The following is a 25,197-nucleotide window of genomic DNA, read 5'->3' on the forward strand; positions in this document are numbered from 1 at the left end:
CCTGACCATGCTCGTGCCGTTGCTGCTTGGTCTCATCTGTCTGCTGTTGCTCGGTTTGTCGCTACGGCTGTTCCAGTTGGGGATGCGCAAGACAGGCAACGAACGGGTGCTCAGCCGTCTGACCGAGGGACAGCCGGTGCTGGTCGCGGCCACGGGTGTCGCCAGTCCCATGAGAAACTACCTAGATCATCTGTTCCTGCGTGCCGGGCTCGACCGTCCGGGTGAACGATTGATCCTGTGGCTGGTGGTCTGGGCGTTGCTGGTGTTCCTGGGTGGGCTGCTGGCGGGGCTGTTCGGGCTGCTGGTGATGTTGCTGCTGCCGCCGCTTGGCCTGCGCCTGTTCGTGGGCTGGCGTTATCGGCGACGGGTGCGGCGGATGGTCGAGCAGTTGCCGCAACTGCTCGACCATGCGGTACGCAGCCTGAAGTCCGGCCGGACCCTGGCCGATGCGATCCTCGGCGGGATCGAGGCGTCGGCCGACCCCTTGCGCGAGGCCATGACACGTATACGGCGTAACGTCGAGCTGGGAGTCAGCCTGCCGGAAGCCGCCAGTGATTTTGCCGAGTTCTACGAACGGGAAGAGTTTCGCTTCCTGGCCCTGGGCCTGAAGGTCAACCATCGTTATGGCGGCAATGCCAGTGAGCTGCTGGAAAACCTGATGAAGCTGATTCGCGAACGCGAGCAGGCGGCACGGCAACTGCGGGCGATGACCGGCGAGACCCGCATGACAGCGGTGGTCCTGGCGCTCCTGCCCATTGGCGTGGCGAGCTATTTCATGGTGACCAACCCCGGCTACCTGCTGGGCATGTGGCACGACCCGAGCGGCCAGCAGATGCTGCTGCTTTCCTTTGGCCTGCAGGTGCTGGGGTGCCTGGCGCTGTGGCGCATGTTGCGGAGCGTATGAGATGGCCCTGTTGATGAGCGTTCTGCTGTTTCTCGCTGCCCTGGTGCTGATCGTCGGAAACCTGTTGCAGGCCCGCCAGCGTGAAAGGGCGGTGGCGCAGCGCCTGCAGGGGCACATGGTACGTGAACGACTCAAGCTGAGCGACTGGTTGCGAGTCCTGGGGGACACACGTTTCGGCCAGCGCTCGGTCAGCCTCGACAACGAGACCCAGGTGCTGCTCAACCGTATCGGCTGGCGCAAGGCGAGCCAGCGCTCGCTGTTTGCCGCCTGCCAGATCGGTGCGCCGGTGGTGCTGCTGGTGGTGGTCCTGCTGGTGCAGGGCGTATTTTTCTCCGAGCTGGAGTCGCCCTGGATTGCTCCGTTCCTGGGGCTGTCCGCTGGCTATCTGCTGCCCAAGCGGTTGCTGGTCCTGGCGGCCGGGCGACGCCAGAAGCAGGTGGTGGTCGAGGTGTCGACTTTCATCCCGTTGCTGCGCATTCTTTTCGAGTCGGGGATGGCTGTGGAGCAGGCGTTGCGGGTGATGGCCAATGAGTCACGGCAGTTGTTGCCGGTGTTGAGCGGCGAGCTGCAACTGGTGCTGGCCCGGGTCGATTCCGGCCTGGAACTGAGCGAGGAGTTGGGCAAGATGGCCCGCTTCCTGGCGGTCGATGAATTCGATGATACCTGCGTCATCCTCCAGCAACTGCTCCAGCAGGGCGGCGGCGCGATGAAGTCGCTGCTGTCGCTCAAGCAGCTGCTCGATGACCGGCGCCTGACCCGCCTGCAGGAGTACATCTCGAAGATGTCGGCGAAGATGTCGGTGGTGATGATGGTGTTTCTGTTTCCGGCTTTGCTGATCGTGCTCGCCGGGCCCGGTTTTACGGCCTTGGGCAAGGCCTTCGGTACCTCCTAGCGGGCTGCCGCATCCCGCTGTCGTGGCCCCTTGGGCGACAGCGCCAGGGCCAGTTGCGTGCGGTTGTGCATGTGGGTCAGGCGCAGCACCTGCGACACGTAGAGCTTCACGGTGTTTTCGGTGATGCCCAGTTCGCAGGCGATCTGGTAGTTGGTCTGCCCCTTGCCCACCAGCCGCGCCACATCGATCTGCCGCGGCGACAGTCGGCTGAAGAGCATCGAGCTGTCCCGTTCCTGCGATTCGCCTGAAATTGCCCCGGTGGTCTCCTCGCCACGTTCCTGGGGCGAGCGCCGGACATTGTCCAGGTCGCGGTAGAGGTCATCGATGGACTCAGCCAGAAACTGCAGCTTCTGGTTCAGGTGGCCCAGGCTTTCATTCTGCCGGCGTTCAGCGATCACCGCTTCCTGGCGCTGGATCCCTTCGAGCAGTTCGGCGAGGTCCACCGGCTTCTGGTAGTAGTCGGCGATCCCGGCACGCAGGGCCTTGATCACATCCTGTTTGTCGGCACGACCGGTCAGCATGATCGACTCGAAAATCCGTTGCTTGCCGGCCAGGCGCTGCAGTTCACGTACCAGTTCGATGCCGTCGAGTTCGGGCAGGTGCAGGTCGCAGAGGACCAGGTCGATACCCGGGTCCTGCTTGAAGTGCGTGATGGCGGCGTGGCCCGATAGGGCGGGTACGCAGCGGTAGCCGTTTCTTTCGAGAAATTCGCAGAGTTCTTCCACGATCAGTGGCTCGTCATCGACCACCAGCACCTTCACCTGAGAGACAAGCTTGTTCACGCGCCACTCCATGCCTTGCCAGCCAATGACTACGAGTTCCCTACCCATGCGCGCATGCCTGGGGTCTGCCAGTAAAAGTAGACGCACTTTGCCATGCTGTACATGTATGAAACCGGCCTCCACGACTAGTGGAGGCTGGCCGTCACGCAGAGCAGCCCGAGCCACAGGAACGGGGCGAACGGTTGTTTGTCTGAGGTTCCCGGTTCCAGCTGGTGCAGCATGCGCCTGGGGCGCTTGCCCAGCAGGGGCCAGAGCCTGGACCCCAGCGTCAGCCAGAGCAGGCTGGCCACGCCGGCGCCGATGACTGTCCCCAGCACATAGCGACTGTCGCTGGCCAGGGCCAGGGCAATCAGCAGCTTGACGTCAGCGGCCCCCAGCCTGGCCGTGGCGTAGCCGGGCAGGGTCAGCAGCAGGGCCAGCAGGAAGGCCCAGCCGCCCTGCTCGGCCGTGGCTCCCAGCCAGGTGTTGCCGCTCCAGAGCATATAGAACAGTGCCAGCGCCGAGCCTCCGAGGGTCAGGCTGTTGGCGATTTCCCGCTGGCGCAGGTCCTGCGCCGCACAGAGTGTGAACCAGACAAGCAGGATGAGGCTGTGCATCGGTTAAAAAACGTCCTTTTCCGATGAATGATTCTATGCTGATAGCAACGTGCAGTTGTCAGGGTAGACGCAGTCATGATCCCGGGCCTCCCCAAAAAGCAAAAAGGCGCCGCCGCCATCGAATTCGCGCTGGTCTTCGTGATTTTCTTCGCGGTGCTCTACGGCCTGGTCAGCTACAGCCTGCCGATGCTCATGATGCAGTCGTTCAATGCGGCGTCTGCCGAGGGCGTGCGCCAGGGCGCGCAGGTCGATCCGGTGGCCAGCGGCAGCAGTTACGCCACCCTGCTCAAGAGCACGGCAACTGCAGCGGCAGCCCAGCGGTTGCAATGGATTCCCTCGGCGCTGAGCTTCAATGCCTCCACCGACATCAGCGCCACCTATACGGGGGGAGTGCTGACGGTCAGCATCCGCTACCCGAGTTCACGCCTGCGCAACGTCCTGCCGTTCCTGGTGCTGCCCGGAATCGGTACGGTGCCCAACCTGCCAGCGAATCTCACGGCCAGCGCGAGCATGCAATTTTGAGTTCCGGGGAGAAACTGTTCGGTCGTCTGCTAGGCCGGGGAGTAGAGCCGACGCTCACCCCCTTACCCGAGCCGTCCACCTCGGCGGCCGAGCTGCGCATTCGCCTCGACGGCGACGGTCGCGTGCTGGAGGTCGCCGGGCCGCTGCGCCATGGGCTGGCGGCGATCTCCCGGCAGGGGGCCTACCCGCTGCGCGACCTGCTGGCAACGTCCAGCCACCTGTCGGTCGAGGGCGCGCCGGCGGACTGGCTCGGGCATGTCCTGGACCTGGACTTCAACGGCCTCGCCGAGCAGATTGTGCATACCCGTGGCTGGCTCCAGCCCTTTCAGGACGGCTGGTTGCTGCAGGCGCTGGATATCGGTGACCTGCTCAAGGACAACCAGACGGCGCAGAACCGCGAGTACCTGCAACACTTTGCCGCCCGGATGAGCGAGCAGTTGCGCCTGTGCAGCCAGGCACGACTGTCCCAGGTCCTCGCCGAACAACTGCAGGCGCTGGCCCAGCGCTGGCAGGTTCCCTGCCTGGCCCTGGCCCTGCTGGATGAGCCCGGGCAGCAATGGCAGGTGCACAGCCACTACCGGGCCCACGATGCGCCGCCGCTCTGGCAGGAAGGCCAGGCCCTGGGCACTGGGTTGGACAGCCTCAACGGCACGGCGCCGCTGCGCCTTGAGGTGCGCGAAGGTCTCAGTGAGTACCCACGGCTGCTGGGCGTGATGGGCAATGCCGATGGCCTGCTGGTGCCGTTTCATGACGAACATGGCGTGGCGGCCTGGCTGCTGTGTGGTTTCTATCCGGTCCGGCAGCGCGCTCCGCAGCTCAGCGACCAGGACTGGCTGCAATTGGCGGCCGCCCTGGCGGCACCGTTGCTGGGGCGTCGTCGTCAACAGTTGCAGCTCCAGCAGCAGGAGCGCCTGGAAATCCTGCAGGAGTTGCTGGGCACGGGCTGGTGGGAGTGGCTGCCGGCCAGGGACGAATTGCAACTGGCCGCTCCCCTGGCCCAGATGCTGGGGTTGGGCGAGTCGCAGGCGCCGCTGTCGATGGACGACTGGCTGGCGGTGATCCATCCCGCCGATCGTGAGGAAATGACCAGTTGCCTGCGGGACTTGCGCCAGGGCAAGCCCATGCTGCTCTGCGTGCGCCTGTACCAGGACGAGGCGGCGGACGCCGCCCGTTGGTATCGACTGCAGGGGCAGTCGCTGGGCATTGGCGAGGCGCAGCGCGTCGTCGGTTTCATGCTCGACATCAGCGACGTCAAGAATCAGGAGCAGTTGGCTGCCGCCGCCCATGCGCGGCTGGACAACCTCATCGCCAGCTCGCCGGCGGTGATCTATGTGCAGCGGTATGTCGAGGGCGCGCTGGTCCCGGTGTTCTTCAGCGACAGCCTGCTGCCGTTGCTCGGCCGGACCCTGGCCGACTGCACCCGGGACGGCTTGGCGCAATGGATTCACCCCGAGGACCGTGATCGCTACTTCGAGCGAACCCGGCAGTTGCTGCGTGAGGGGCATGTCAGTTGCCGCTATCGGCTCCAGGACCAGCGCGGCGAATATCACTGGCTGCTCGACGAGGCGCGCCTGCTGCGTGACGACCTGGGCCTGCCGGTGGAGGCGGTGGGCCTGTGGATGGACGTCACCGAGGCCACCCTGGCTGCCGAGCGTATCGAGAAAAGCGAGGAACGCTACCGGATCCTGGTGGAGGATTCGCCGGCGATGATCTGCCGCTACCGGCCGGACCTGACGCTGATCTTCGGCAACAAGCCGCTGGCGAAGTACCTCGAATGCCCGCCTGAGCAATTGCCGGGCGTGAACCTGGGCAGTTGGATGTCGCCGGAGCAGCATGCCGCGTTTGTGAAGCGGCTGGAGCAACTGACTCCCGAGCTGCCGGTCAGTACCGCCGAGATCAGCCTGCAACTGCCTGGCCGCGAGCATGCCTGGTGGGTCTGGTCCGACCGCGGGGTGTTCGATGCCCAGGGCCGGCTACAGGAAATCCAGGCCGTGGGCCGCGACAACACCGAGGTGCGCCGTTCCCAGCAGCAACTGACCCAGAGCGCGAAAATGGCCACCCTCGGCGAGATGGCCACCGGGCTCGCCCACGAGATCAACCAGCCGTTGAACGTGATGCGCATGGCCATCGTCAACGTGCTCAAGCGCCTGGGCAACGGTGATGTACAGATCGACTACCTGCAGGACAAGCTCAACCGTATCGATGCCCAGGTCCAGCGGGCGGCGCGGGTGGTCGATCACATGCGGGTGTTCGGTCGCCGCTCGGAAATCGAGGCCGCCCCGTTCAATCCGGCCCAGGCGGTGGAGGGCACCCTGTCGCTGCTCAGCGAAGGCATGAAGGGCAAGGGCGTGCAGTTGCGGGTGCCGCCGATCGAGTTCGAGGTGCAGGTACGCGGCTTCGTCGACCAGCTGGAGCAAGTGTTGATCAACCTGATGGTCAACGCCCGCGATGCGTTGCTGAGCAAGCGCGAGAAGAACCGGGACTTCGAACCCTGGATCTCGGTCACCGCCGAGCATGACGAACGTTCGGTGCGGCTGATCGTCGAGGACAATGGTGGCGGTATCGACCCGCGCCTGCTGGAGCGGATCTTCGAGCCGTTCTTCACCACCAAGCCGGTGGGCATCGGTACCGGCCTGGGTTTGTCGGTGAGCTATGGCATCGTCGAGAACATGGGCGGGCGGATGAGCGTGCGCAATGGCGACGATGGCGCACGCTTCTGTGTCGAGTTGCCGCTGGTGCTAGATCACTAGGTAGGCCTTGCCGGTCTGGCCGCAGGTGAGGTTGGCGCCGACGCTGACACTGTTGATGTCGATACCCAGGTTGAGTAGCAGATTATTGATCAAGGGGGTGACAAGGCTGCTGAGCAGGCCGGTGATTGCCGAGATCAGCGTGTTCAGAGTCTGGGACAGTGCGGATAGCAATGTGTTCAGCAACCCTCCGATCAGCCCGGAACTCAGGGTGGGGGAGTGAACAATGAGTGTCGGGTTGTTCAGGGCGTTCGTCAGTATGCTTTGAGCGGTTGGCCTTGGGACTGACTGGATCAGCGTCTGACCACTGTTCACGTTCGGTGGGTTGTTGAAGAGCATGTTTTGAACAGTTGTCTGGTCCAGCGGGATGTTTACAAGCAATTCGCTTCCACCTCCTGCGAATGGCGTGCGGGCACCGCAGGTCGTTCCATGACAGACCTTGCTGCCGATATCGATTAGTGTCAGGGGGCTGACGCTCTCGGCTGACGACCCAGAGAACCAGATGGCCTTGTCTATACGGCCTATTTTCAGGGCGCCAGCAGCGGTAGTGGTGGTGGCGGAGAGAGTCTTGCTTCCAGTCCCGCTTGCAGGGCAGCTGTAGTCCGTGACATGGCTGGCTCCCATTCCTATCTCAAGACCTATGTCCAGATTCAGGTTGGGCAGTACCTGCAGGTCGGTCTGTGTACAGGTTCCACCCAGCAGGCACCCCGGCCCCAACAGTGTATTGATGGAGCCAACGATGACGTTCAGGGTCGAGTTCACCAATTGCAGAACCGCATTTATCAGCGATAGGTCTACGGATATCAAAGCCCTGATCTGGCCCGTCTGAACATATATCTGGTTCGGACCGGTCGGGTTCTGCTTCGCCAGCCTGGGGTCGCCTATCGCGGAGAACTGTGGTGGTTGGATGACACCTACGGTGGTCGTGACGCCCGCCACGCCGAGAATACTCACCGGTAGCGCTGCTATCGCGGCGCCATTCCTGTTCGCCAACTGTACGAATCCCTGGATCAGTTGGAATAGCTGAACATCGGCATTCAGCCCATTCGCCAGGGTTCCCGTCTGGAGCTTCAGCAGATCTCCCAGCTTGATCGGGCTTGCTCCGGTCGCGGCGACCTGAAGATTGCCCAGTGCAGTCGTCACGGCTGCTGTGGCTCCGTTGGCGGCCAGCACGTCGGCAGCCGCTTTTATGAAGGTCGTCACACTGGCCTGGGTATTGAGCAACGCGTTGTAGTCACCAGCGGTCACTCCCAGGGATAGGGCCAACTGGTTCATGTAGCTGAGCAGGTTTATGTTGGTTTTGACCAGTCCATCCCAGCCGGCAGTACTGATATTGACGTTCCCTCCCAGCAGTCCGGAGAACAGCGGGTTTAGGACGTTGGATCGGGTTGTGTCGACGCTGAGCAGGGTGCTGCGGATATTCAGCTGTGCCAGGTAGGGTAACGGTGCCGCAGCGACTGCCGTAGCCGTCAGTTGGGTGGTCAGGTTGGTGGGGCCGCTTGAAAACAACGCGCCGATTCCGGCAGCAACGCTGGTCGTCACCGATGTCGTCGCAGTGACACGAATAGCGTCGGATTTACTGGCATCGACACTGAAGGTCCGCAGATTGTTGGCACCTGTAACCAGTGTGCCGCAGACGGTTGCCAGTGTATTGTCAGATCCGACCACAAAGGCATTCCTGTTGGCGCTCTGGGTCGCATAAGTGGCGGCACTCAAGCCCGCCTGGCAGTTGCCTCCCCGACTGACAGCCTCAAGCGCCGCCGTATCGGCAACCCTTTGCAGGTTCCGTTTCGCCAGGTACAACCGCCCGGTATCGACCACCACCACCATGCAGACCAACGCCAACCCGAGGGTCAGGGCAGCCATCAGGCCGATGGCGCCGCGTTGCCTGGACGGGTCGCGAAATACCCGCGCACGACGGGGGAAAGACATCGAGCACTCCTTTGCCGGCGCGTGGCCGAGCGCTTACTTTCCTGTGTTGCATGCCAGTGTAGTCAAGGCTGGTGGAAGCGTGGCGGACGCCCAGGTCGTCGTGGCGAGCGGGCTTGCCCGCGTTGGGCTGCAAGGCAGCCCCGGAGTCGGCAATTGCGGTGTGTCAGGTGCAGGTGCGAGGCCGGTTTCAGGGCTGCTGCGCACCCCAGCGCGGGCAAGCCCGCTCACCACAGTGGGTGGAGGTCCATGGCCGGTGGGGATTATCTGGGAGGTCGCTTGCCATCACTTGCCGGCGAACGGGTCCACCAGCTGATAGTCGATGTCGTGGCAAGCGGGCTTGCCCGCGTTGGGCTGCAAGGCAGCCCCGGAGTCGGCAATTGCGGTGTGTCAGGTGCAGGTGCGAGGCCGGTTCAGGGCTGCTGCGCACCCCAGCGCGGGCAAGCCCGCTCACCACAGTGGGTGGAGGTCCATGGCCGGTGGGGATTATCTGGGCGGTCGCTCGCCATCACTTGCCGTCGAACGGGTCCACCAGCTGATAGTCGATGTCGTGGCGAGCGGGCTTGCCCGCGTTGGGCTGCAAGGCAGCCCCGGAGTCGGCAATTGCGGTGTGTCAGGTGCAGGTGCGAGGCCGGTTTCAGGGCTGCTGCGCACCCCAGCGCGGGCAAGCCCGCTCACCACAGTGGGTGGAGGGCCATGGCCGGTGGGGATTATCTGGGCGGTCGCTCGCCATCACTTGCCGTCGAACGGGTCCACCAGCTGATAGTCGCTGTCGTGGCGAGCGGGCTTGCCCGCGTTGGGCTGCAAGGCAGCCCCGGAGTCGGCAATTGCGGTGTGTCAGGTGCAGGTGCGAGGCCGGTTTCAGGGCTGCTACGCACCCCAGCGAGGGCAAGCCCGCTCACCACAGTGGGTGGGGGCCATGGCCGGTAGAGATTATCTGGGCGGGTAGTTCGCCATCAGCTTGCCCACGGTCTTTTGGATGGCGGCACTGCGTTCGGCGGGTGTCGGCAGGTTGTCCATGTCCTGCTCGGCACTGCCGCGCCAGACCAGCTTGCCGTCCCTGCCGTCGAACAGGTCCACCTGGATCGTCGCGACCTGATAGTCGATGTTGCGGATCTCGGTGTAGCCCGGGCCCGCCCACAGGCCTCCACCCCGCCATGGGCCACCCCAGCCACCGCCATAATTGGTGGCGACCTGTTGCTGGCGGTTGTCGACGATCAGATAGGCCTGCACCTTCACATCGGCCTTGCCGCCGGCGGATGCCGGACGCAGGCCTCGCTGGTCCAGTTGCTCACCGACCGCCTGGCGGATGCGCTGCTCGGTCAGGTCGCTCTTGATCCGTGGATCGTCCGGACGGTATTGCAGCGCGGGTTCTTTCCAGCTCCAACTGCGATAGCCGGCGAAATCGCGGCTGGCGTCGAAGTCGTGGTTGACCTGGGTGGTCTCGCACGCGCTGAGCAGCACGGCAAAAGCCACTAAAGCGAGACGGCGGAACATGATCTTTCTCCGGTAGCCTGGGAAGGTTGTCTAGCTGGGTGGATAGGCGGCCAGGGCCTTGTGCACCGCTTCGCGCAGTGCATCCGCGCGTTCGAGCTGATTGCCCTGGCTGGCGGTTTCGGCGCTGGCGCTCCAGACCGGCTGGCCGGTCGCCGCATCGAACAGGCTGACACGCGCCACGAGCACCTGGACCTCATAGGTGCGCACGATCGGCACGCTGTGGTACACGCCGTATCGGTTGCCATACGGACCGCCGCCATAGCCCCCGGCGTAGCCATAGTCCTCCTGGACCTGGCGCAGGCGTTTTTCCATGTGCACGTCGGCGCTGACCCGCAGGTCCGGCGGTGTCCCGTCGCGACGTGGGCGCAGGCCCTGCTCGTCGAGGGCGTTGCCGACCATCTCGGCCAGTTGCGCCGAGTCGGCCCAGGTGGTGCCGGCGGGCTGGCGGTCGTTGAGCCAGGCCCAGGTCCGATAGCGGCCATAGTCCCGGGCGGGTGCCGGATAGGCGCTCAGATCCAGGGTCCGGGCAGCCTGGGGCGGCGCTGGCGGGATCGGCATCGAACTGGCGGTATACGGATTCGGACTCGAACAGGCCGCAAGCCCCAGGCACAGCGTTGACAGCACGAAACGGCGATTCATGGCATCCTCCGTATTACACCGGTCGGCAGATCCAGTGCAGGTAGCGCCCAAGCCCGGCAAAGCTCGGGTGACGACGATGGGCCAACTCCATCTCCAGCAGGTCGACCAGCTCGGCGCGGTTCTGGAACTCGACCGGCATGTAGTCATGGAACACCCTGACGCCGCTCTGGGTCTCGACGTTCCACAGACCTTCAAGTTGCGCCGCCAGCTCACGTGGATCAAGCGGTTGTTGCGGGGTCAGGCTCTGTTTCTCACCGGCCATGTCGTTCTTGCGCATCTTGCGGAAATGGCCCTTGAGCAGGTTGCGGTAGATCAGCGCATCGCGGTTGTAGAAGGCCAGGGACAACCAGCCGCCGGGCTTGGCCAACTGATGCAGGACCGGCAGGATCGCGTGGGGTTCGGCCAGCCATTCCAGTACCGCGTGGCACAGCACCAGGTCGTAGGGCTCGGTGAGCTGGCCGAGCAGTTCCTGCCACGGCGCCTGGATGAAGATCGCCGGCTGCCCGGCCTCGGCGAAGCGCTGGCGGGCGCCCTCGAGCATCGGCTCGGCGGGCTCGGCTAGGGTCACGTGGTGGCCGCGCTGGGCCAGCCACAGTGACATGTGGCCCAGGCCGGCGCCGATGTCCAGCACTCGCAGCGGCCGGTCCGGCAGGCTTTCGGCGAGATCGGCCTGCAACACTGCGAGACGGATCGCACCCTTGGCGCCGCCGTAGATCTTCTCGGCGAAGCGGGTGGCCAACTGGTCGAAATGGCGGTCGCTCATCGGGCGAACCGCCGTTCGCTGTCGGCCAGCTTGGCGCGGACCACTTCGTTCATGTCCAGCCCCAGCTCACTGCACAGCAACAGGAGATAGAGAATGATGTCACCGACTTCCTGCCCGGCATGGGCGAGTTTTTCTGGCGGTAGCTGGCGCGACTGATCCTCGGTCAGCCACTGGAATATCTCCACCAGCTCGGCCATTTCGACGCTGGCGGCCATCGCCAGGTTTTTCGGGCTGTGGAATGGCTTCCAGTCGTTGCGATCACGGATGCCGTGCAGGCGTTGGGTCAGTTCGTCGAGGTTCATGCGTGGTGTTCTCCTTCCAGGCCGCTAGCTTCCGGTGGATGGGAATGGGAAGCAAGGGCCTCTCCATGAAGAGAACGTTCCAGGCCGATGAAATATTCGTCGGCCCCAGCCAATTGTCAGCTTGCCGGACGTGCCTCAGGCCATCGGTTGCCAATGCCCGGTCATGTGTTCCAGCTCCCCGGCACCGATCAGTCGCAGGTCACCGCTGGAGCCCGGGACGCTGGCGTGCAGCACCAGTTCATTGGGCAGGTGCACCGGTTTCCTGAACGTCACGTCGATCTCGATGTTCGCCGCCGGCAGGTGATTGCCCAGGGCCGCCAGGGTACGCGCCTTGTTCCACAGGCCGTGGGCGATGGCCCTGGGAAAACCGAACAGCCGGGCGCTGAGGGCGCTCAGGTGGATCGGGTTGTAGTCCCCGGAGACCTTGGCGTATTGCCGGCCGATATTGCCCGGGCACGGCCAGCTTGCCAGTTCGAGCAAAGGGGCTGGCACCGAGTGCAGAGGGTCGGGCGGAGTGCCCGGCAACTCGACCCCGCGACAGAGCATGCGGCTCTCGGCTTCCCACAGCGGTCCCAGGGCATCGTCGATCTGGGTCACGAGGTCGAAGGTCGCGCCCTTGGCGTGGGGTTGCAGGTTCTGCACCTGGACGCCGACCCGCAGGCTGGTGACGCCACCGAGTGGGCGCAGGATGCGGATCCGGTTGCTCAAGTGGACCAGACCCATCAGCGGAAAGGGAAAGTTTTTGGCGGTCAGCAGTTGCAATTGCAGGGGGAAGGCCAGCACATGGGGATAGGTCGCTGGCATCAGGCCGGTGTCGGCGAACCCGCAGATCCGCCGATAGGCGGCCAGGCGCTTGGTGTCGACGGTGACCCAGCAGCGCAGGCCTTCGCCCGGCAGTTGTGTACCGGTGATCTTGCGGCGGCGGGCTGCCCGGACATACAGGCCGGGCAGCCCGGGGGCGGCGTTCAGGTATTGCCAGTTCACGAGCATGTTCAGGCCCCCAGTACGCTTTGTCCACAGACCCGCAGGGCCTGGCCGCTGACCGTGCCGGAGCCCGGTTGAGCGAGCCAGGCCACGGCTTCGGCGACATCCTGGGGCAGGCCGCCCTGGCCCAGGGAGCTCATGCGCCGTCCGGCTTCGCGCAGGGCGAAGGGGATGTGTGCGGTCATCTGCGTTTCGATGAAGCCGGGTGCCACCGCGTTGATGCTGATGCCGCGCTCGCCCAGCAGCGGGGCCCAGGCCTGTGCCAAGCCGATCAGCCCGGCCTTGCTCGCGGCATAGTTGGTCTGGCCGCGATTGCCGGCGATCCCGCTGATGGAGGCCAGCAGGATCACCCGGCCATGGTCGTGCAGGGTGCCGCTGTCGAGCAGGGCCTTGGTCAGCACCTGGGGCGCGTTGAGGTTGACCGCCAGTACCGCGTCCCAGAACTCCGGTGTCATGTTCGCCAGGGTCTTGTCGCGGGTAATGCCAGCGTTGTGGACGAGGACGTCGAGGCCGTCCGGCAGTTGTTCCACCAGTTGCCTGGCGGCATCCTCGGCGCAGATATCGAGGGCGATGCTGCGCGCACCGAGGCGCGCGGCGAGGGCCTCCAGGTCGGTCCTGGCCTGGGGGACGTCGAGCAGGATGATTTCGCTGCCATCGCGTGCGAGGGTTTCGGCGATGGCTGCGCCGATGCCCCGTGCCGCGCCGGTGACCAGCGCCTTGCGCCCGGCCAGCGGCCTGCTCCAGTCCAGGACCCGGCTGGTGCAGGCGCTCAGGTGCAGCACCTGGCCACTGATGTAGGCGCTCTTGGGCGACAGGAAAAAGCGCAGGGCGCCCTCGAGCTGGTCCTGGGCATCGTCGTCAACCTGCAGCAATTGCACGGTGCCGCCGTTGCGCAGCTCCTTGGCCAGCGACCGGCTGAACCCTTCCAGGGCCCGTTGCGCGCTGGCGGCGAAGGGGTCTCGCAGGCCTTGCGGGGCACGCCCGAGGATCACCACATGGGCGCACGACTCGAGATTGCGCAGCAGCGGCTGGAAGAACTCGCGCAGTTGCTTGAGCTGGTCCACCTGTTCGAGGGGGCTGGCGTCGAACACCAGCGCCTTGAGCCTGGGGCCGTGGCCGGGAATCCAGCTGCTGCAGCCCGGCACTTCGCTGCCATAGCTGTAGACGGCATCGGTCAGTCGCTGGGCGAAGCTGGCGATGTGCGCGGCCAGCGGCCCGCCACCGAGCAGCAGGGCACCTTCGACCGGGCGCAGGCGCCCGGCCTGCCAGCGCTCCAGACGCGTCGGTGCCGGCAGGCCAAGCGCGCCGACCAGGCGTTGGCCGATCGTCGAGTTGGCGAAGTCGATATAACGGTCAGGCATGGAACGCTCTCCGGCGACAGGGGTTCAAAGGTGGACCGCAACGGCCTGGCGGTGGTTCGTTTTCTAAGAAAGGTCCTACTCTTTTAGCGGCAGTGTCATTCGAATAATAGGGAGTTTTTTATGAATACGTTGCGCCGTGTTGCCATCATCGGAGGCAATCGCATCCCGTTTGCCCGCTCCAACGGCGCCTATGCCAGCGCGAGCAACCAGGCGATGCTGACGGCGGCGCTGGAGGGGCTGATCGAGCGTTTCAACCTGCACGGCCTGCGCCTGGGCGAGGTGGCGGCGGGGGCGGTGCTCAAGCACGCGCGGGATTTCAACCTGACCCGCGAGTGCGTGCTCGGCTCGCGGCTGTCGCCACAGACGCCGGCCTACGATATCCAGCAGGCTTGCGGCACCGGGCTGGAGGCGACGCTGCTGGTGGCGAACAAGATCGCCCTGGGGCAGATCGAATGCGGCATTGCCGGCGGCGTCGACACCGCCTCCGATGCGCCGATCGGGGTCAACGAAGGGCTTCGACAGATCTTGTTGCAAATTAATCGGGGCAAGGGCCTCGCGGGAAAGCTCAAGCCGCTGCTGCAACTGCGCCCAGGCCAGCTGAAGCCGGAATTGCCGCGCAATGGTGAGCCGCGTACCGGGTTGTCCATGGGGCAGCACTGCGAGTTGATGGCGCAGGCCTGGCACATCCCGCGGGACGAACAGGACCAGGTGGCCCTCGACAGCCATCACAAGCTGGCCGCGGCCTACGCCGAAGGCTGGCATGACGATCTGCTTACTCCGTTTCTCGGCCTGAACCGGGACAACAACCTGCGTCCCGACCTCAGTCTGGAAAAGCTTGCCGCCCTCAAGCCGGTGTTCGAGCGCAGTGCCAGGGGCACGCTGACCGCAGGCAACTCCACGCCCCTTACGGATGGCGCCTCGCTGGTGCTGCTGGGCAGTGAGGACTGGGCCCGGGAGCGCGGGCTGCCGGTACTCGCCTACCTGCGTGACGGCGAAGCGGCGGCGGTGGATTTCGTCAAGGGTGCGGAAGGGCTGTTGATGGCACCGGTGTATGCGGTGCCACGGCTGTTGGCGCGTAATGGCCTGACCCTGCAGGACTTCGACTACTACGAGATCCACGAGGCGTTCGCCGCCCAGGTGCTGTGCACCCTGAAGGCCTGGGAAGATCCCGAGTACTGCAAGACCCGCCTGGGGCTCGATGCCCCTTTGGGTTCGATCGACCGCAGCCGGCTCAACGTCAAGGGCAGCTCATTGGCGGCGGGACATCCGTTTGCGGCCACGGGTGGGCGAATCGTCGCCAACCTGGCGAAATTGCTGGACCGGGCGGGGAAAGGGCGCGGCCTGATCTCCATCTGTGCCGCCGGCGGGCAGGGTGTCACGGCGATCATCGAGCGCTGACGCTTTCGCGGATAAATCCTGCTCCCACAGTTTGCGTCGATCACAAGATTTGTGTTCAGCACGGTACCGTGGGAGCCGGATTTATCCGCGAACAGGCCCTCGAGATCCCGAAATCGCGCCTACAGGCACCGCCTTGCTCCCGGCATGGGCATTGTCTTATGCCTGGCTCTGGCCTAAGGTCGCATCCACCAGCCATTAGGCGATACAAGGTTCAACCATGCCGAACAACGGACAACGAGGGCCGGAAAGACAGATTCCAGCGCTGTCGGTCCTGCCGCGCCCGCTGTATGCGCGGGCGGAGAGTCTCAATGCCGGGTCGTGGACCTCACGCCACACTCATGACTGGGTGCAATTTTCCTACGCCATCAGTGGCGTGCTGGGCGTGCATACCTCCGAAGGCAGCTTCTTTGCGCCGCCGCAGTGGGGGGTGTGGATCCCGGCCGGGCTGGAGCATGAGGTGGTGACCTCGATGCAGGCGGAAATGCGCAGCCTGTACGTGCGCAAGGAGGATTGCCCGTGGGCGGCACAGCGTTGCCGGGTGCTGGAAGTGACCCCGCTGGCACGGGAACTGATCAAGAGCTTCTGCCTGCTGCCAGTGGATTATCCACAGGATGGCAGTGCCGAGTCGCGGCTGGTCCAGGTGCTGCTGGATCAGTTGGCGAGTCTGCCGGAAGTGGGCTTTTCCCTGCCGCTGCCGCGTCATCCGCGCTTGCTCGGGTTGTGCAATGAGTTGATCGAAAGCCCGGAGCAGGGCGCGAGCCTGGGGCAGTGGGCACAGCGCCTGGGCATGTCGGAGAAAACCCTGATGCGCCTGTTCCAGCGTGAGACCGGGCTGAGCTTTCGCGGCTGGCGCCAGCGCATGCGGCTGCTGTCGTCACTCAGTGCGCTGGAGGAGGGTGACAGCGTGACGCGGGCGGCACTGTCCTGCGGCTACGATTCGACTTCGGCCTATATCGCGGCCTTCAAGGGTCTGTTCGGCTATACGCCGGGAGAGTTGTTTCGTCACTGAAGCGAATCTTGAGGACCCCTCTGATCGTTCCCACGCTTTGCGTGGGAACGCAGCCCGTGACGCTCTGCGTCACAAAAGCGGACGCCGAGCGTCCAGAGAGGCATTCCCACGCGCAGCGTGGGAATGATCAGTGTCCAGATCAGGTCCGGAAGCGCTTGACCAGACTGTCCAGCTCGTTGGACAGCCCCGCCAGGCTCTGCGAGTCCATGCGCGCCGAGTTCGCCAGTTCCGCCACCAGCTGTGCATCGCCATGGATCTGGCTGATGTGCCGGTTGATGTCCTCGGCCACCTGGTGCTGTTCCTCTGCCGCCGTGGCGATCTGGGTGTTCATGTCGCGGATCACGTCCACCGACTCGCGGATCTGCCCGAAGCTGGTACGCGCCAGGCCGATACGGTTGACCGACTGTTGCGACACTTCGAGGCTGGCGTGCATCTGTTGCGCCACCTGGCTGGTGCGCTTGGCCAGGTTGCCCAGCAGGCCGTCGATTTCCGCAGTGGAGTCCGCGGTGCGCTTGGCCAGTGCCCGCACCTCGTCCGCCACCACGGCGAAGCCACGACCCTGCTCGCCGGCCCGGGCCGCCTCGATCGCTGCGTTCAGCGCCAGCAGGTTGGTCTGCTCGGCGATCGAGCGGATGGTGCCGAGAATCGACTGGATGTTGTTGCTGTCGTTTTCCAACTGCTGCATCGACTGGGCCGACTGTTCGATTTCATGGCTCAACTGGTCGACGCTGTGCACCGCCGCGTCGATCTGCTGCTGGCCCTCACGGGCCTGGCGCTGGCCGCTGTCGGCCGACTCCGCGGCCTGGCTGCAGGAGCGTGCGACCTCGTTGGCGGTGGCGACCATCTCGTGGAACGCCGTCGACACCATGTCCACCGCTTCACGCTGGCGACTGGCGGCGTCGGCCATGTCGTTGGAGACACGGGTCGAATTGTGCGAGGAGTCGAGGATCTTGTTCGCCGACTGGCCGATGTGCTGGATGAGGTTGCGGATCGCGCCGAGGAACTGGTTGAACCAGCCGGCCAGTTGCGCGGTTTCGTCACTGCCACGCACCGTCAGGTTCTGGGTCAGGTCGCCGTTGCCCTGGGCGATGCCTTCCAGGCCGCTGGAAACACCGCGGATCGGCCGGACGATGAGGCTGGCGAAGCTGGCGCCGACCAGGGCGAAGATCACCACGAGGACGGCGGCGATGATCGCGATCAACCACGTCAGTTGGTTGGCGCTGCTCATCACCTCGCTCTGCTTGACCATGCCAATGAAGGTCCAGCCCAGCTTTTCCGATGGCCAGACATTGGCCATGTAGCGCTCGCCGTTGATCTCGACTTCGACCAGGCCCTTGCCGGCCTTGGCCAGTTCGGTGTAGCCACCGCCCAGGCTGTCGAGGTTCTTGAAGTTGTGTTCCGGCTGCTTGGGGTCGACCAGCAGGTTGCCGCTGTTCTCCATCAGCATCAGGTAGCCGCTTTCACCCAGCTTGATCTGCTTGACGATCTCGGTGAGCTGCTTGAGGGTCACGTCGACGCTGACCACGCCGCCCTGGGCGCCGAGCTTGTTGTCCACGGTGCGCACGGTCCCGACCATCACCGCATCGTCGGGCGCCCAGTAGTAGGCGGCGGTGCGCAGGGTCTTGCCGGGGTTGGCCAGGGCCGTCTTGTACCAGGGGCGTACGCGCGGGTCGTAGTTGGCGAACTTCTGGTCGATCGGCCAACTGGCGTAACCGCCGGAACCTACGCCGTAGGAAATGTAGGAGTAGGCCGGGTGAGTCTTGCCCAGGTTGTCGAACATTTCGATCAACAGCTTGTCCTGTTCGCCGGCAGGGATCTGCGACGGATCGGCGCTCATGAAGCTCTTGAGGCTGCCATCGGTGTTTTTCAGCAACGGGTGGTTGGCCAGGAACTCGATGTTCTGGCTGACGCCATCGAAGAACACCTGTATCGCGTTATTGACCTGGCGAATCTCCCGGTCACTGCCATCGACGAAGTCGCTACGTGCCTCACTGCGCAGGTTCAGTACCACCAGGGTGGCAACCAGCACCACCGGCAAACAGGCGACGACTGCAAACGCCCAGGTCAATTTCTGCTTGATGTTCATCCGCGCTCCAGGGTTTTTCTTGTAGGCCCGCGGGTACCGACGACGCGCGGAACAGGGCTGCTGTGAAAGTCGAGCGGTACTGAAGATCCCTTTCCCAGGCGACGTGCCGATTGTCCGACAGAATCACCACTCTCTCTGAGCGCTTCGGCTCACCTGGAAAAAAATTTAGACCATCTGGCGAATATTCGTGTTTTTGCCGAGTATTCGTATTCCGATCGCGGTCGGAGATGAGAGGATGCGGAATGGGAATGGCCTGACAGGTGTCGGCTATCATCCTGGGACCCGCTGGATTTACTGCAGGAATCTGGCACATTGAGTGCATTCAAGGGCATTGGAGGCCGGTATCTTTCGTACGCTGTGCGAGGTGGCCGCGCCCCGAATGACGGTCGCGTATTTGGTAACAAGGACCCAGAATAAAAGCTGATGAAGACCCCAAAACGCATTGAACCCCTGATCGAGGACGGTCTGGTCGACGAGGTGCTGCGCCCTCTGATGAGTGGCAAGGAGGCAGCGGTCTACGTGGTGCGCTGTGGCAAAGAGCTGCGTTGCGCCAAGGTCTACAAGGAGGCGAACAAACGAAGTTTTCGCCAGGCGGCCGAGTATCAGGAAGGCCGCAAGGTGCGTAACAGCCGCCAGGCGCGGGCGATGGCCAAGGGTTCCAAGTTCGGCCGCAAGGAAGCCGAGGATGCCTGGCAGAACGCCGAGGTGGCGGCACTGTTCCGCCTGGCCGGTGCTGGCGTGCGGGTGCCCAAGCCGTTCGATTTCCTCGATGGCGTGCTGTTGATGGAGCTGGTGGCGGACGAGTACGGCGATGCTGCACCGCGCCTCAACGATGTGGTGCTGGAGCCGGAGCAGGCGCGCGAGTACCACGCGTTGCTGATCTCGCAGATCGTGCTGATGTTGTGCGCCGGCCTGGTGCACGGTGACCTGTCGGAGTTCAACGTACTGCTGGCGCCGGACGGTCCGGTGATCATCGACCTGCCGCAGGCGGTGGATGCGGCGGGCAACAACCATGCATTCAGCATGCTCGAGCGTGATGTCGGCAACATGGCCGCCTACTTCGGCCAGTTTGCCCCGGAGCTCAAGCAGACTCGCTATGCCAAGGAAATGTGGGCCCTGTACAAGGCCGGCACCTTGCATCCGGACAGCGTCCTGACCGGCGAATTCGCCGAGGAGAAGGGGCGGGCGGACGTGCGTGGCGTGCTGCGCGAGATCGAGGCGGCGCGTTTCGACGAGGAGCGCCGGCAGGCGATCCGCTCGGCCGAAGACGCCCCCCGCGGCCGTCACGCCGAGGAGCCGACGCCGCCCTGGATGCAGCGCTGAAGCCGGGCGCCCAGGCGCTCAGGCCTTGGCGCAACAGCTGCCCGATGCCAGGTCCCTGAGAATCGGGCAGTCCGGACGGTGGTCACCGTGGCAGTGTTCGACCAGCTCCTGCAGGGTATCGCGCAAGCCGGCCAGTTCGTCGATCTTGCGGTTCAGCTCGTCGATATGCTGGCGCGCCAGGGCCTTCACATCGACACTGGCGCGCTGGCGGTCCTGCCAGAGCGTCAGCAGCTTGCCGACTTCCTCCAGGGAGAACCCCAGGTCCCGCGAGCGCTTGATGAACGCCAGGGTGTGCAGCTCATCCGCGCCGTACAGGCGGTAGCCGCTGTCCGTGCGGGTCGCTGCCTTGAGCAGGCCGATGGATTCGTAGTAGCGAATCATCTTGGCGCTCAGGCCACTCTGGCGGGCTGCTTGGCCGATGTTCATGCCGTCTCCTCAGGGTCTGTATGAAGTGTTTTCGAGCGAAGGCCAGGCAAGGCGAAAACCGGCGAACACGCGCAGTTTACTGAAGTAAATGAGCATTGTGAGCCGGATTTCAGCGCAGCCTGGGCGAGCGCAGATACATTTCCTACAGAGCCTAGTCGAGGTCTTCGGGTTTCCAGGTCTTGAGCAGCAGGGCGTTGCTGACCACGCTGACGCTGGACAGGGCCATCGCCGCGCCGGCCAGTACCGGGTTGAGCAGGCCGAACGCGGCCAGCGGGATACCGATCAGGTTGTAGACGAACGCCCAGAACAGATTCTGCCGGATCTTCGCATAGGTCTTGCGGCTGATTTCCAGGGCTGCCGGTACCAGCCGCGGATCACCACGCATCAGGGTGATGCCGGCGGCATGCATGGCGACGTCGGTACCGCCGCCCATGGCGATGCCAATATCCGCGGCCGCCAGGGCCGGGGCATCGTTGATGCCGTCGCCGACCATGGCCACCACGCCGCTCTTTTTCAGTTCGCCGACGGTGGCGGCCTTGTCGGCCGGCAGCACTTCGGCGTGCACGTCGTCGATGCCCAGGGCTTCGGCCACCACCCTGGCACTGCCGCGATTGTCACCGGTCAGCAGGTGGCTGCTGATCTGCCGTGCGCCGAGCTGGGCAATCGCCTGCGCGGCCCCCGGCTTGAGTGTGTCACCGAAGGCGAACAGCGCCAGTACCCGTGGCTGCGGACTCTGTTCGAGCAGCCAGGACAAGGTCCGGCCCTCGGCTTCCCAGGCGCTCGCCGATTCTGCCAGGGCACCGGGCTGCAGCCCGCTTTCGTCGAGCAGGCGGCGGTTGCCCAGGGCCAGGGCACGGCCTTCCAGTTCGCCGGCGATGCCGCGTCCGGTCAGCGAACGGCTGGCCTGGATATCGGCGACGGCCAGCCCGCGTTCGCGGCAGGCATCGAGTACCGCCTTGGCCAGCGGATGTTCGCTGCCGCGTTGCAGCGCGCCGGCCAGTTGCAGAGCTTGCGCCTCGTCGCCGCCGGTTGCCGACAGATGGGCGATGCGCGGAGTGCCGGAGGTCAGGGTGCCGGTCTTGTCGAACACCACGCGGTTGACTTCATGGGCCCGCTCCAGGGCTTCGGCGTCCTTGATCAGGATGCCGTGGCGCGCGGCGACGCCGGTGCCGGCCATGATCGCGGTCGGCGTCGCCAGGCCGAGGGCGCAGGGGCAGGCGATCACCAGCACCGCCACGGCGTTGATCAGCGCCGTTTCCAACGGCGCGCCATGCAGCCACCAGCCGAGCAGGGTCGCCAGGGCCAGCAGCAGGACACTGGGGACGAACACCTGGCTGACCTTGTCCACCAGTTTCTGGATCGGCGCCTTGCCGGCCTGGGCGTCTTCCACCAGGCGGATGATCCGCGCCAGGACGGTCTCGGCGCCCAGGGCCCGGGTCCTGACCAGCAGGCGGCCCTCACCGTTGATGGCGCCGCCGGTGACCTGGTCGCCCGGCTGCTTCGGTACCGGCAGGCTTTCGCCGCTGATCAGGGCTTCATCGGCGTGGCTCTGGCCCTCGACCACCTCGCCGTCGACCGGGAAACGCTCGCCGGGCTTGACCAGCACCAGGTCGCCCAGGCGCAGGGCGCTGATGGCGACGTCCTGCTCGCGGCCGTCGATCACCTGGGTCGCCCGTTCCGGACGCAGGGCTTCCAGGGCGCGGATGGCACTGGCGGTCTGGCGCTTGGCGCGGCTTTCCAGGTATTTGCCCAGCAACACCAGGGCGATCACTACCGCCGAAGCCTCGAAATACAGGTGGGGCATGTGCCCCGGGTGGGCGTTGGCCCACTGGTAGAGGCTCAGACCATAGCCGGCGCTGGTGCCGAGGGCGACCAGCAGGTCCATGTTGCCGGCACCGGCCCTGACCGCTTTCCAGGCCGCGACATAGAAGCGTGCGCCGAGGATGAACTGCACCGGTGTCGCCAGGGCGAACTGAAGCCAGGCCGGCAGCATCCAGTCGTACCCGAAGGGCTGGGCGAGCATCGGCAGCACCAGCGGCAGGGCCAGGGCGAGAGCCAGCAGCAGGCGCCAGCGCTCACGCCCCAGGCGTTGTTCCTGCGCCTGGGCGACGTGGCTGTCGGCCTCGTGCAGGCTCGCCGTGTAACCGGCGGCCTCGACAGCGGCGATCAGCGTGGCGGGGTCTGGCTGCCCGAGCAGTTGGACGTGGGCGCGTTCACTGGCCAGGTTGACGCTGGCGCTGCGTACGCCGGCGAGCTTGTTCAGCGCCCGTTCGACCTGGCCGGCACAGGAGGCGCAGGTCATGCCGCCGATGTCCAGTTCCAGCTCCTGCCCGGGTACCTGGTAGCCGGCCTGTTCGATCGCCTGCAGCAGGGCCGGCAAGCTGCCGGCGGGAGCCTGGACGCGGGCCTGTTCGGTGGCGAGATTGACGCTGACCGCACTGGCACCTGCCACCTTGCGCAGGGCCCGCTCGACCCGGCCGGCGCAACTGGCGCAGGTCATGCCGGCGATCGGCAGGTCAAAGGAGATGGATTGCGTCATGGGCGATACTCCTGAAGAAGTTGCCCACAGGATCAACCTTGCCACGTGGGCAAGGTCAAGCCTCTATTTGTCGCACGTGGTTCATTGATAACCCAGGGGCACCTGCTTGAGACGCAGGCCGGCGGGACTGGCGACGATGGCGAACTTGCGCACGTCGCCGCCGTTGAGCTTGATCACCTGCTCGGGCGCCGCCAGCATGCTGGCGTTGCAGCCGGGAGCCTGGCTCGGCAGGGATTTGAGGCGAACCGAGACATCGCCTGGCGGCAGGTTGAAGGACGTGGCCTGTTCCTGGAACAGTCGCGCCGACAACTGATCCTGCAGGTAGACGCCGATCTCGCAGGGAGTCGAGACCTCCAGGCGTTCGCGGGAGATGATCAGTACCCCATAGTTTTCTCCGGCGGCGCTGGCAAAGGGGGACGCCCCGAACAGGCTGAGAAGGCCAAACAGGCCGAAAGCTGACCAGCGCATGGCTGAATCTCCTACGGTTGAATCGTTGATGACGAAGCTTGGCGCAGGGACGAGCGAAATGCCAGCCCGGCAGCTTCGCCAGGAACTTGACCTTGCCATCGTGGCAAGCTTGAAACTGGCTCCAACCTCACTACAGGAGAAGCGTCATGCAAGTCTTCAATGTTCAAGGTATGTCCTGCGGTCACTGCATCAAGGCGATCACCGAAGCGCTCCAGGCCAGGGACCCGGCGGCCAGTGTGCGGGTCGATCTGGGGGCGAAGGAGGTCGGGGTGCAGAGCCGGTTGTCGGCGGACGAAGTCATCAGTGCCATCGTCGAGGAAGGCTACGAGGCCAAGCTGGCCGGTTGAAATCGTCGTGGCCTGAGAGGCCCGCCCGGCTGACCGAGTACGTTGGTCGGGTATTTATTTAGTTAGCGACCTATCGGAATGTTCAAGGCATCCGTGCGCGGTTAGACTACGCCGCTTTGTGCACAGCTGTTTACCGGATGCCTGATGAACCTACGAACGATCCTGATTATCGGTGCCCTGAGTGCCTTCGCTCCCCTGGCCATCGACTTCTACCTGCCGGGTTTCCCGGCGATGGCCGTTGCCTTCGGCACCGATGAGAAGCATATCCAGCTGACGCTGGCGGTGTACTTCTTCGGCCTGTCCATCGGGCAGCTGGTGTATGGCCCGTTGGCGGATCGTTTCGGTCGGCGCGGGCCACTGCTCAGCGGGGTCTTCCTGTTCACCGTGGCGTCGCTGGCCTGCGCCTTCGCGCCGAACCTGGAATGGCTGATCGCCGCGCGCTTCCTGCAGGCACTGGGCGGTTGCGCGGGCGCGGTGATTTCCCGGGCGGTGGTCAGTGACAAGTGCGATGCGGTGGGATCGGCCAAGGTCTTCTCGCAACTGATGCTGGTCACCGGGCTCGCGCCGATCCTGGCGCCGATGCTCGGTGGGGTGCTGGTCAACCTCTACGGTTGGCAGTCGATCTTCATCGTGCTGACGGTGTTCAGTGCCCTGTCCGCCGTTGCCGTGGCCCTGGGCCTGCCGGAGAGCCTGCCTGCCAGTCAGCCACGCCAGCCGTTGTCGGGCGCCCTGCGCCAGTACGGACGCCTGCTGTCCGACCGGGTGTTCTTCGGCCACGCGCTGACCGGCGGTATCGCCATCGCCGGGATGTTCGCCTACATCGCCGGTTCGCCCTTCGTCTTCATCAAGTTGTATGGCGTGCCTGCCGAGCACTACGGCTGGCTGTTCGGCAGCAACGCCGCAGGCTTCATCCTGGTGGCCCAGGTCAATGCCCGGTTGCTGGGCAAGTTGGGGCCGGCGCTGCTGCTGGCCCGCGCGGTGTGGGTCTACGTGGCGGCGGGGCTCACCCTGCTGGGCGTCAGCACCCTGCACACCACGCAGCTCTGGCCGCTGCTGGTCCCGTTGTTCATCTGTATCGCCAGCCTGGGCTGCATCGTGCCCAATGCCGCGGCCTGCGCGATGCGCGGCCAGGGTGCCCGGGCCGGCAGTGCCTCGGCGATGTTCGGCTGCCTGCAGTTCAGCGTTGCCGCCGGCGCAGCCTCCCTGGTCGGGTTGCTGCATGACGGCAGCGCGACGCCGATGGCGCTGGTGATCGCGCTGTGCGGTGTGTTGGCGGTGACGGTCGCCATGGTCACCCGGCGCCTGGAAAAGGCGCGGGTTGCCGCGGGCTGAATCAGCCTACGGCGCGTTGTTCGGGGAAGATATGGGGTGCCTGCAGGCGGGCTTGCAGGGTGGTGACGAAGGCGCGGGCTTCGGCTTCGCTGCGGAATGTCACCGCATGCTGGTCGAGGCGGACCTGCCATTGAGTGCCGCTGGCTTTTGCTAACGCTTTTACAAGGATCTTCATGGCTGACTCCCTTTGGTTGGCAAAGGCGGCCATTGTAAACCTGAATCCGTGTATGGATATGACGGGGATCAAGGATCTGACTGACGGTATTTCCGCTTGTTTTGTCAGAGGTGGATGACGCTCTTTCACCGGACCAGCCGTGCGGTCTTCGCTTGAAAAAGGGAGCCGGAACGACA

General features: G+C 64.8%; 23 protein-coding genes and 1 pseudogene. 9 read left to right on the forward strand and 15 right to left on the reverse strand.

The annotated features are described in order from the left end of the window. The first annotated feature begins 7 nt into the window (after positions 1–7). Both HU752_RS04145 and HU752_RS04150 read left to right on the forward strand, forming a co-directional pair. A complete protein-coding gene (locus HU752_RS04145) occupies positions 8–904 on the forward strand; it encodes a type II secretion system F family protein (RefSeq protein ID WP_186685879.1) in 897 nt (298 codons plus the stop codon). A gap of 1 nt (position 905) precedes the next feature. Then, positions 906–1,796: a type II secretion system F family protein gene (locus HU752_RS04150; protein WP_186685882.1), complete on the forward strand. Its 891-nt coding sequence runs from the start codon at positions 906–908 to the stop codon at positions 1,794–1,796. On the opposite strand, the gene HU752_RS04155 is transcribed toward HU752_RS04150, so the two are convergent. Further along, on the reverse strand, positions 1,793–2,578 hold the full coding sequence (locus HU752_RS04155; RefSeq protein ID WP_186685885.1) for a response regulator transcription factor: 786 nt from the start codon (positions 2,576–2,578) through the stop codon (positions 1,793–1,795). The genes HU752_RS04150 and HU752_RS04155 overlap by 4 nt on opposite strands. A gap of 125 nt (positions 2,579–2,703) precedes the next feature. Continuing rightward, positions 2,704–3,174, reverse strand: a complete 471-nt coding sequence (locus tag HU752_RS04160) for an A24 family peptidase (RefSeq protein WP_186685895.1) — start codon at positions 3,172–3,174, stop codon at positions 2,704–2,706. A gap of 75 nt (positions 3,175–3,249) precedes the next feature. Between HU752_RS04160 and HU752_RS04165 the strand changes: the two genes are divergently transcribed. Continuing rightward, complete coding sequence (locus HU752_RS04165; RefSeq protein ID WP_186685897.1) at positions 3,250–3,696, forward strand: TadE/TadG family type IV pilus assembly protein; 447 nt, start codon at positions 3,250–3,252, stop codon at positions 3,694–3,696. Beyond that, positions 3,693–6,446: a PAS domain-containing sensor histidine kinase gene (locus tag HU752_RS04170; RefSeq protein ID WP_186685907.1), complete on the forward strand. Its 2,754-nt coding sequence runs from the start codon at positions 3,693–3,695 to the stop codon at positions 6,444–6,446. The genes HU752_RS04165 and HU752_RS04170 overlap by 4 nt, the downstream gene beginning before the upstream one ends. Here the strand turns inward: HU752_RS04170 and HU752_RS04175 are convergent. The 7 genes from HU752_RS04175 to HU752_RS04205 all read right to left on the reverse strand — a co-directional run bounded on the left by HU752_RS04175 (position 6,435) and on the right by HU752_RS04205 (position 13,918). Next, a complete protein-coding gene (locus tag HU752_RS04175; RefSeq protein WP_186685910.1) occupies positions 6,435–8,375 on the reverse strand; it encodes a pilus assembly protein TadG-related protein in 1,941 nt (646 codons plus the stop codon). The genes HU752_RS04170 and HU752_RS04175 overlap by 12 nt on opposite strands. Positions 8,376–9,305: 930 nt before the next feature. Continuing rightward, positions 9,306–9,869 (reverse strand): DUF4136 domain-containing protein, encoded by a 564-nt coding sequence (locus HU752_RS04180; RefSeq protein ID WP_186688927.1) that lies wholly within the window; start codon positions 9,867–9,869, stop codon positions 9,306–9,308. A gap of 30 nt (positions 9,870–9,899) precedes the next feature. Next, on the reverse strand, positions 9,900–10,508 hold the full coding sequence (locus HU752_RS04185) for a DUF4136 domain-containing protein (protein WP_186688931.1): 609 nt from the start codon (positions 10,506–10,508) through the stop codon (positions 9,900–9,902). Positions 10,509–10,521: 13 nt separating this feature from the next. Next, positions 10,522–11,271, reverse strand: coding sequence for a methyltransferase domain-containing protein (locus HU752_RS04190; RefSeq protein ID WP_186688934.1), 750 nt, complete (start codon positions 11,269–11,271; stop codon positions 10,522–10,524). After that, positions 11,268–11,573, reverse strand: coding sequence for a MazG-like family protein (locus HU752_RS04195; RefSeq protein ID WP_186688944.1), 306 nt, complete (start codon positions 11,571–11,573; stop codon positions 11,268–11,270). Before HU752_RS04195 ends, HU752_RS04190 begins: the two co-directional genes overlap by 4 nt. 135 nt (positions 11,574–11,708) lie before the next feature. Then, the gene (locus HU752_RS04200) at positions 11,709–12,563 is read right to left on the reverse strand and encodes a MaoC family dehydratase (protein WP_186688946.1); all 855 of its coding nucleotides are present in this window, start codon (positions 12,561–12,563) and stop codon (positions 11,709–11,711) included. A 2-nt stretch (positions 12,564–12,565) separates the two neighbouring features. Then, positions 12,566–13,918 carry a 3-oxoacyl-ACP reductase gene (locus tag HU752_RS04205; protein WP_186688948.1) on the reverse strand — a complete coding sequence of 451 codons (1,353 nt, stop codon included), beginning with the start codon at positions 13,916–13,918 and terminating at the stop codon, positions 12,566–12,568. Between the two features lie 120 nt (positions 13,919–14,038). On the opposite strand from HU752_RS04205, the gene HU752_RS04210 reads away from it, so the two are divergent. Together HU752_RS04210 and HU752_RS04215 are read left to right on the forward strand one after the other, a co-directional pair. Continuing rightward, positions 14,039–15,316, forward strand: coding sequence for an acetyl-CoA C-acetyltransferase (locus tag HU752_RS04210; RefSeq protein WP_186688950.1), 1,278 nt, complete (start codon positions 14,039–14,041; stop codon positions 15,314–15,316). 217 nt (positions 15,317–15,533) lie between these two features. Next, complete coding sequence (locus HU752_RS04215; RefSeq protein WP_186688953.1) at positions 15,534–16,325, forward strand: AraC family transcriptional regulator; 792 nt, start codon at positions 15,534–15,536, stop codon at positions 16,323–16,325. Between the two features lie 139 nt (positions 16,326–16,464). Here HU752_RS04215 and HU752_RS32035 read toward each other — a convergent pair whose 3' ends face one another. Next, positions 16,465–17,232, reverse strand: coding sequence for a methyl-accepting chemotaxis protein (locus HU752_RS32035; protein ID WP_437182353.1), 768 nt, complete (start codon positions 17,230–17,232; stop codon positions 16,465–16,467). A gap of 90 nt (positions 17,233–17,322) precedes the next feature. Continuing rightward, positions 17,323–18,411 (reverse strand): annotated as a pseudogene (locus tag HU752_RS32040) (cache domain-containing protein); the annotation flags it as partial. 423 nt (positions 18,412–18,834) lie between these two features. On the opposite strand from HU752_RS32040, the gene HU752_RS04225 reads away from it, so the two are divergent. Beyond that, positions 18,835–19,734, forward strand: a complete 900-nt coding sequence (locus HU752_RS04225; protein WP_186688959.1) for a PA4780 family RIO1-like protein kinase — start codon at positions 18,835–18,837, stop codon at positions 19,732–19,734. 18 nt (positions 19,735–19,752) lie between these two features. On the opposite strand, the gene cueR is transcribed toward HU752_RS04225, so the two are convergent. The 3 genes from cueR to HU752_RS04240 all read right to left on the reverse strand — a co-directional run bounded on the left by cueR (position 19,753) and on the right by HU752_RS04240 (position 23,167). Next, positions 19,753–20,160 carry a Cu(I)-responsive transcriptional regulator gene (gene cueR, locus HU752_RS04230; protein ID WP_186688962.1) on the reverse strand — a complete coding sequence of 136 codons (408 nt, stop codon included), beginning with the start codon at positions 20,158–20,160 and terminating at the stop codon, positions 19,753–19,755. Positions 20,161–20,311: 151 nt separating this feature from the next. Then, positions 20,312–22,699, reverse strand: a complete 2,388-nt coding sequence (locus HU752_RS04235) for a heavy metal translocating P-type ATPase (protein WP_186688965.1) — start codon at positions 22,697–22,699, stop codon at positions 20,312–20,314. An 81-nt stretch (positions 22,700–22,780) separates the two neighbouring features. Further along, a complete protein-coding gene (locus HU752_RS04240; RefSeq protein ID WP_017903813.1) occupies positions 22,781–23,167 on the reverse strand; it encodes a hypothetical protein in 387 nt (128 codons plus the stop codon). Between the two features lie 146 nt (positions 23,168–23,313). Between HU752_RS04240 and HU752_RS04245 the strand changes: the two genes are divergently transcribed. Together HU752_RS04245 and HU752_RS04250 are read left to right on the forward strand one after the other, a co-directional pair. Further along, the gene (locus HU752_RS04245; RefSeq protein WP_186688971.1) at positions 23,314–23,514 is read left to right on the forward strand and encodes a heavy-metal-associated domain-containing protein; all 201 of its coding nucleotides are present in this window, start codon (positions 23,314–23,316) and stop codon (positions 23,512–23,514) included. Between the two features lie 144 nt (positions 23,515–23,658). Next, positions 23,659–24,846, forward strand: coding sequence for a multidrug effflux MFS transporter (locus HU752_RS04250; RefSeq protein WP_186688972.1), 1,188 nt, complete (start codon positions 23,659–23,661; stop codon positions 24,844–24,846). A 1-nt stretch (position 24,847) separates the two neighbouring features. Here HU752_RS04250 and HU752_RS04255 read toward each other — a convergent pair whose 3' ends face one another. Continuing rightward, positions 24,848–25,021 (reverse strand): hypothetical protein, encoded by a 174-nt coding sequence (locus HU752_RS04255; protein WP_186688974.1) that lies wholly within the window; start codon positions 25,019–25,021, stop codon positions 24,848–24,850. Positions 25,022–25,197 lie beyond the last annotated feature (176 nt).

Origin of the sequence: Pseudomonas vanderleydeniana, assembly GCF_014268755.2 — a bacterium.
GTDB lineage: Bacteria > Pseudomonadota > Gammaproteobacteria > Pseudomonadales > Pseudomonadaceae > Aquipseudomonas > Aquipseudomonas vanderleydeniana.

What these genes read in the sequence shown, in the direction of transcription:
- HU752_RS04145 (WP_186685879.1), top strand. Translation starts at nt 8, where the DNA reads ATGCTCGTGCCGTTGCTGCTTGGTCTCATCTGTCTGCTGTTGCTCGGT.
- HU752_RS04150 (WP_186685882.1), top strand. Translation starts at nt 906, where the DNA reads ATGGCCCTGTTGATGAGCGTTCTGCTGTTTCTCGCTGCCCTGGTGCTG.
- HU752_RS04160 (WP_186685895.1), bottom strand. Translation starts at nt 3,174, where the DNA reads ATGCACAGCCTCATCCTGCTTGTCTGGTTCACACTCTGTGCGGCGCAG.
- HU752_RS04165 (WP_186685897.1), top strand. Translation starts at nt 3,250, where the DNA reads ATGATCCCGGGCCTCCCCAAAAAGCAAAAAGGCGCCGCCGCCATCGAA.
- HU752_RS04175 (WP_186685910.1), bottom strand. Translation starts at nt 8,375, where the DNA reads ATGTCTTTCCCCCGTCGTGCGCGGGTATTTCGCGACCCGTCCAGGCAA.
- HU752_RS04180 (WP_186688927.1), bottom strand. Translation starts at nt 9,869, where the DNA reads ATGTTCCGCCGTCTCGCTTTAGTGGCTTTTGCCGTGCTGCTCAGCGCG.
- HU752_RS04185 (WP_186688931.1), bottom strand. Translation starts at nt 10,508, where the DNA reads ATGAATCGCCGTTTCGTGCTGTCAACGCTGTGCCTGGGGCTTGCGGCC.
- HU752_RS04190 (WP_186688934.1), bottom strand. Translation starts at nt 11,271, where the DNA reads ATGAGCGACCGCCATTTCGACCAGTTGGCCACCCGCTTCGCCGAGAAG.
- HU752_RS04195 (WP_186688944.1), bottom strand. Translation starts at nt 11,573, where the DNA reads ATGAACCTCGACGAACTGACCCAACGCCTGCACGGCATCCGTGATCGC.
- HU752_RS04200 (WP_186688946.1), bottom strand. Translation starts at nt 12,563, where the DNA reads ATGCTCGTGAACTGGCAATACCTGAACGCCGCCCCCGGGCTGCCCGGC.
- HU752_RS04205 (WP_186688948.1), bottom strand. Translation starts at nt 13,918, where the DNA reads ATGCCTGACCGTTATATCGACTTCGCCAACTCGACGATCGGCCAACGC.
- HU752_RS04210 (WP_186688950.1), top strand. Translation starts at nt 14,039, where the DNA reads ATGAATACGTTGCGCCGTGTTGCCATCATCGGAGGCAATCGCATCCCG.
- HU752_RS04215 (WP_186688953.1), top strand. Translation starts at nt 15,534, where the DNA reads ATGCCGAACAACGGACAACGAGGGCCGGAAAGACAGATTCCAGCGCTG.
- HU752_RS32035 (WP_437182353.1), bottom strand. Translation starts at nt 17,232, where the DNA reads ATGGCCGACGCCGCCAGTCGCCAGCGTGAAGCGGTGGACATGGTGTCG.
- HU752_RS04225 (WP_186688959.1), top strand. Translation starts at nt 18,835, where the DNA reads ATGAAGACCCCAAAACGCATTGAACCCCTGATCGAGGACGGTCTGGTC.
- cueR (WP_186688962.1), bottom strand. Translation starts at nt 20,160, where the DNA reads ATGAACATCGGCCAAGCAGCCCGCCAGAGTGGCCTGAGCGCCAAGATG.
- HU752_RS04235 (WP_186688965.1), bottom strand. Translation starts at nt 22,699, where the DNA reads ATGACGCAATCCATCTCCTTTGACCTGCCGATCGCCGGCATGACCTGC.
- HU752_RS04240 (WP_017903813.1), bottom strand. Translation starts at nt 23,167, where the DNA reads ATGCGCTGGTCAGCTTTCGGCCTGTTTGGCCTTCTCAGCCTGTTCGGG.
- HU752_RS04245 (WP_186688971.1), top strand. Translation starts at nt 23,314, where the DNA reads ATGCAAGTCTTCAATGTTCAAGGTATGTCCTGCGGTCACTGCATCAAG.
- HU752_RS04250 (WP_186688972.1), top strand. Translation starts at nt 23,659, where the DNA reads ATGAACCTACGAACGATCCTGATTATCGGTGCCCTGAGTGCCTTCGCT.
- HU752_RS04255 (WP_186688974.1), bottom strand. Translation starts at nt 25,021, where the DNA reads ATGAAGATCCTTGTAAAAGCGTTAGCAAAAGCCAGCGGCACTCAATGG.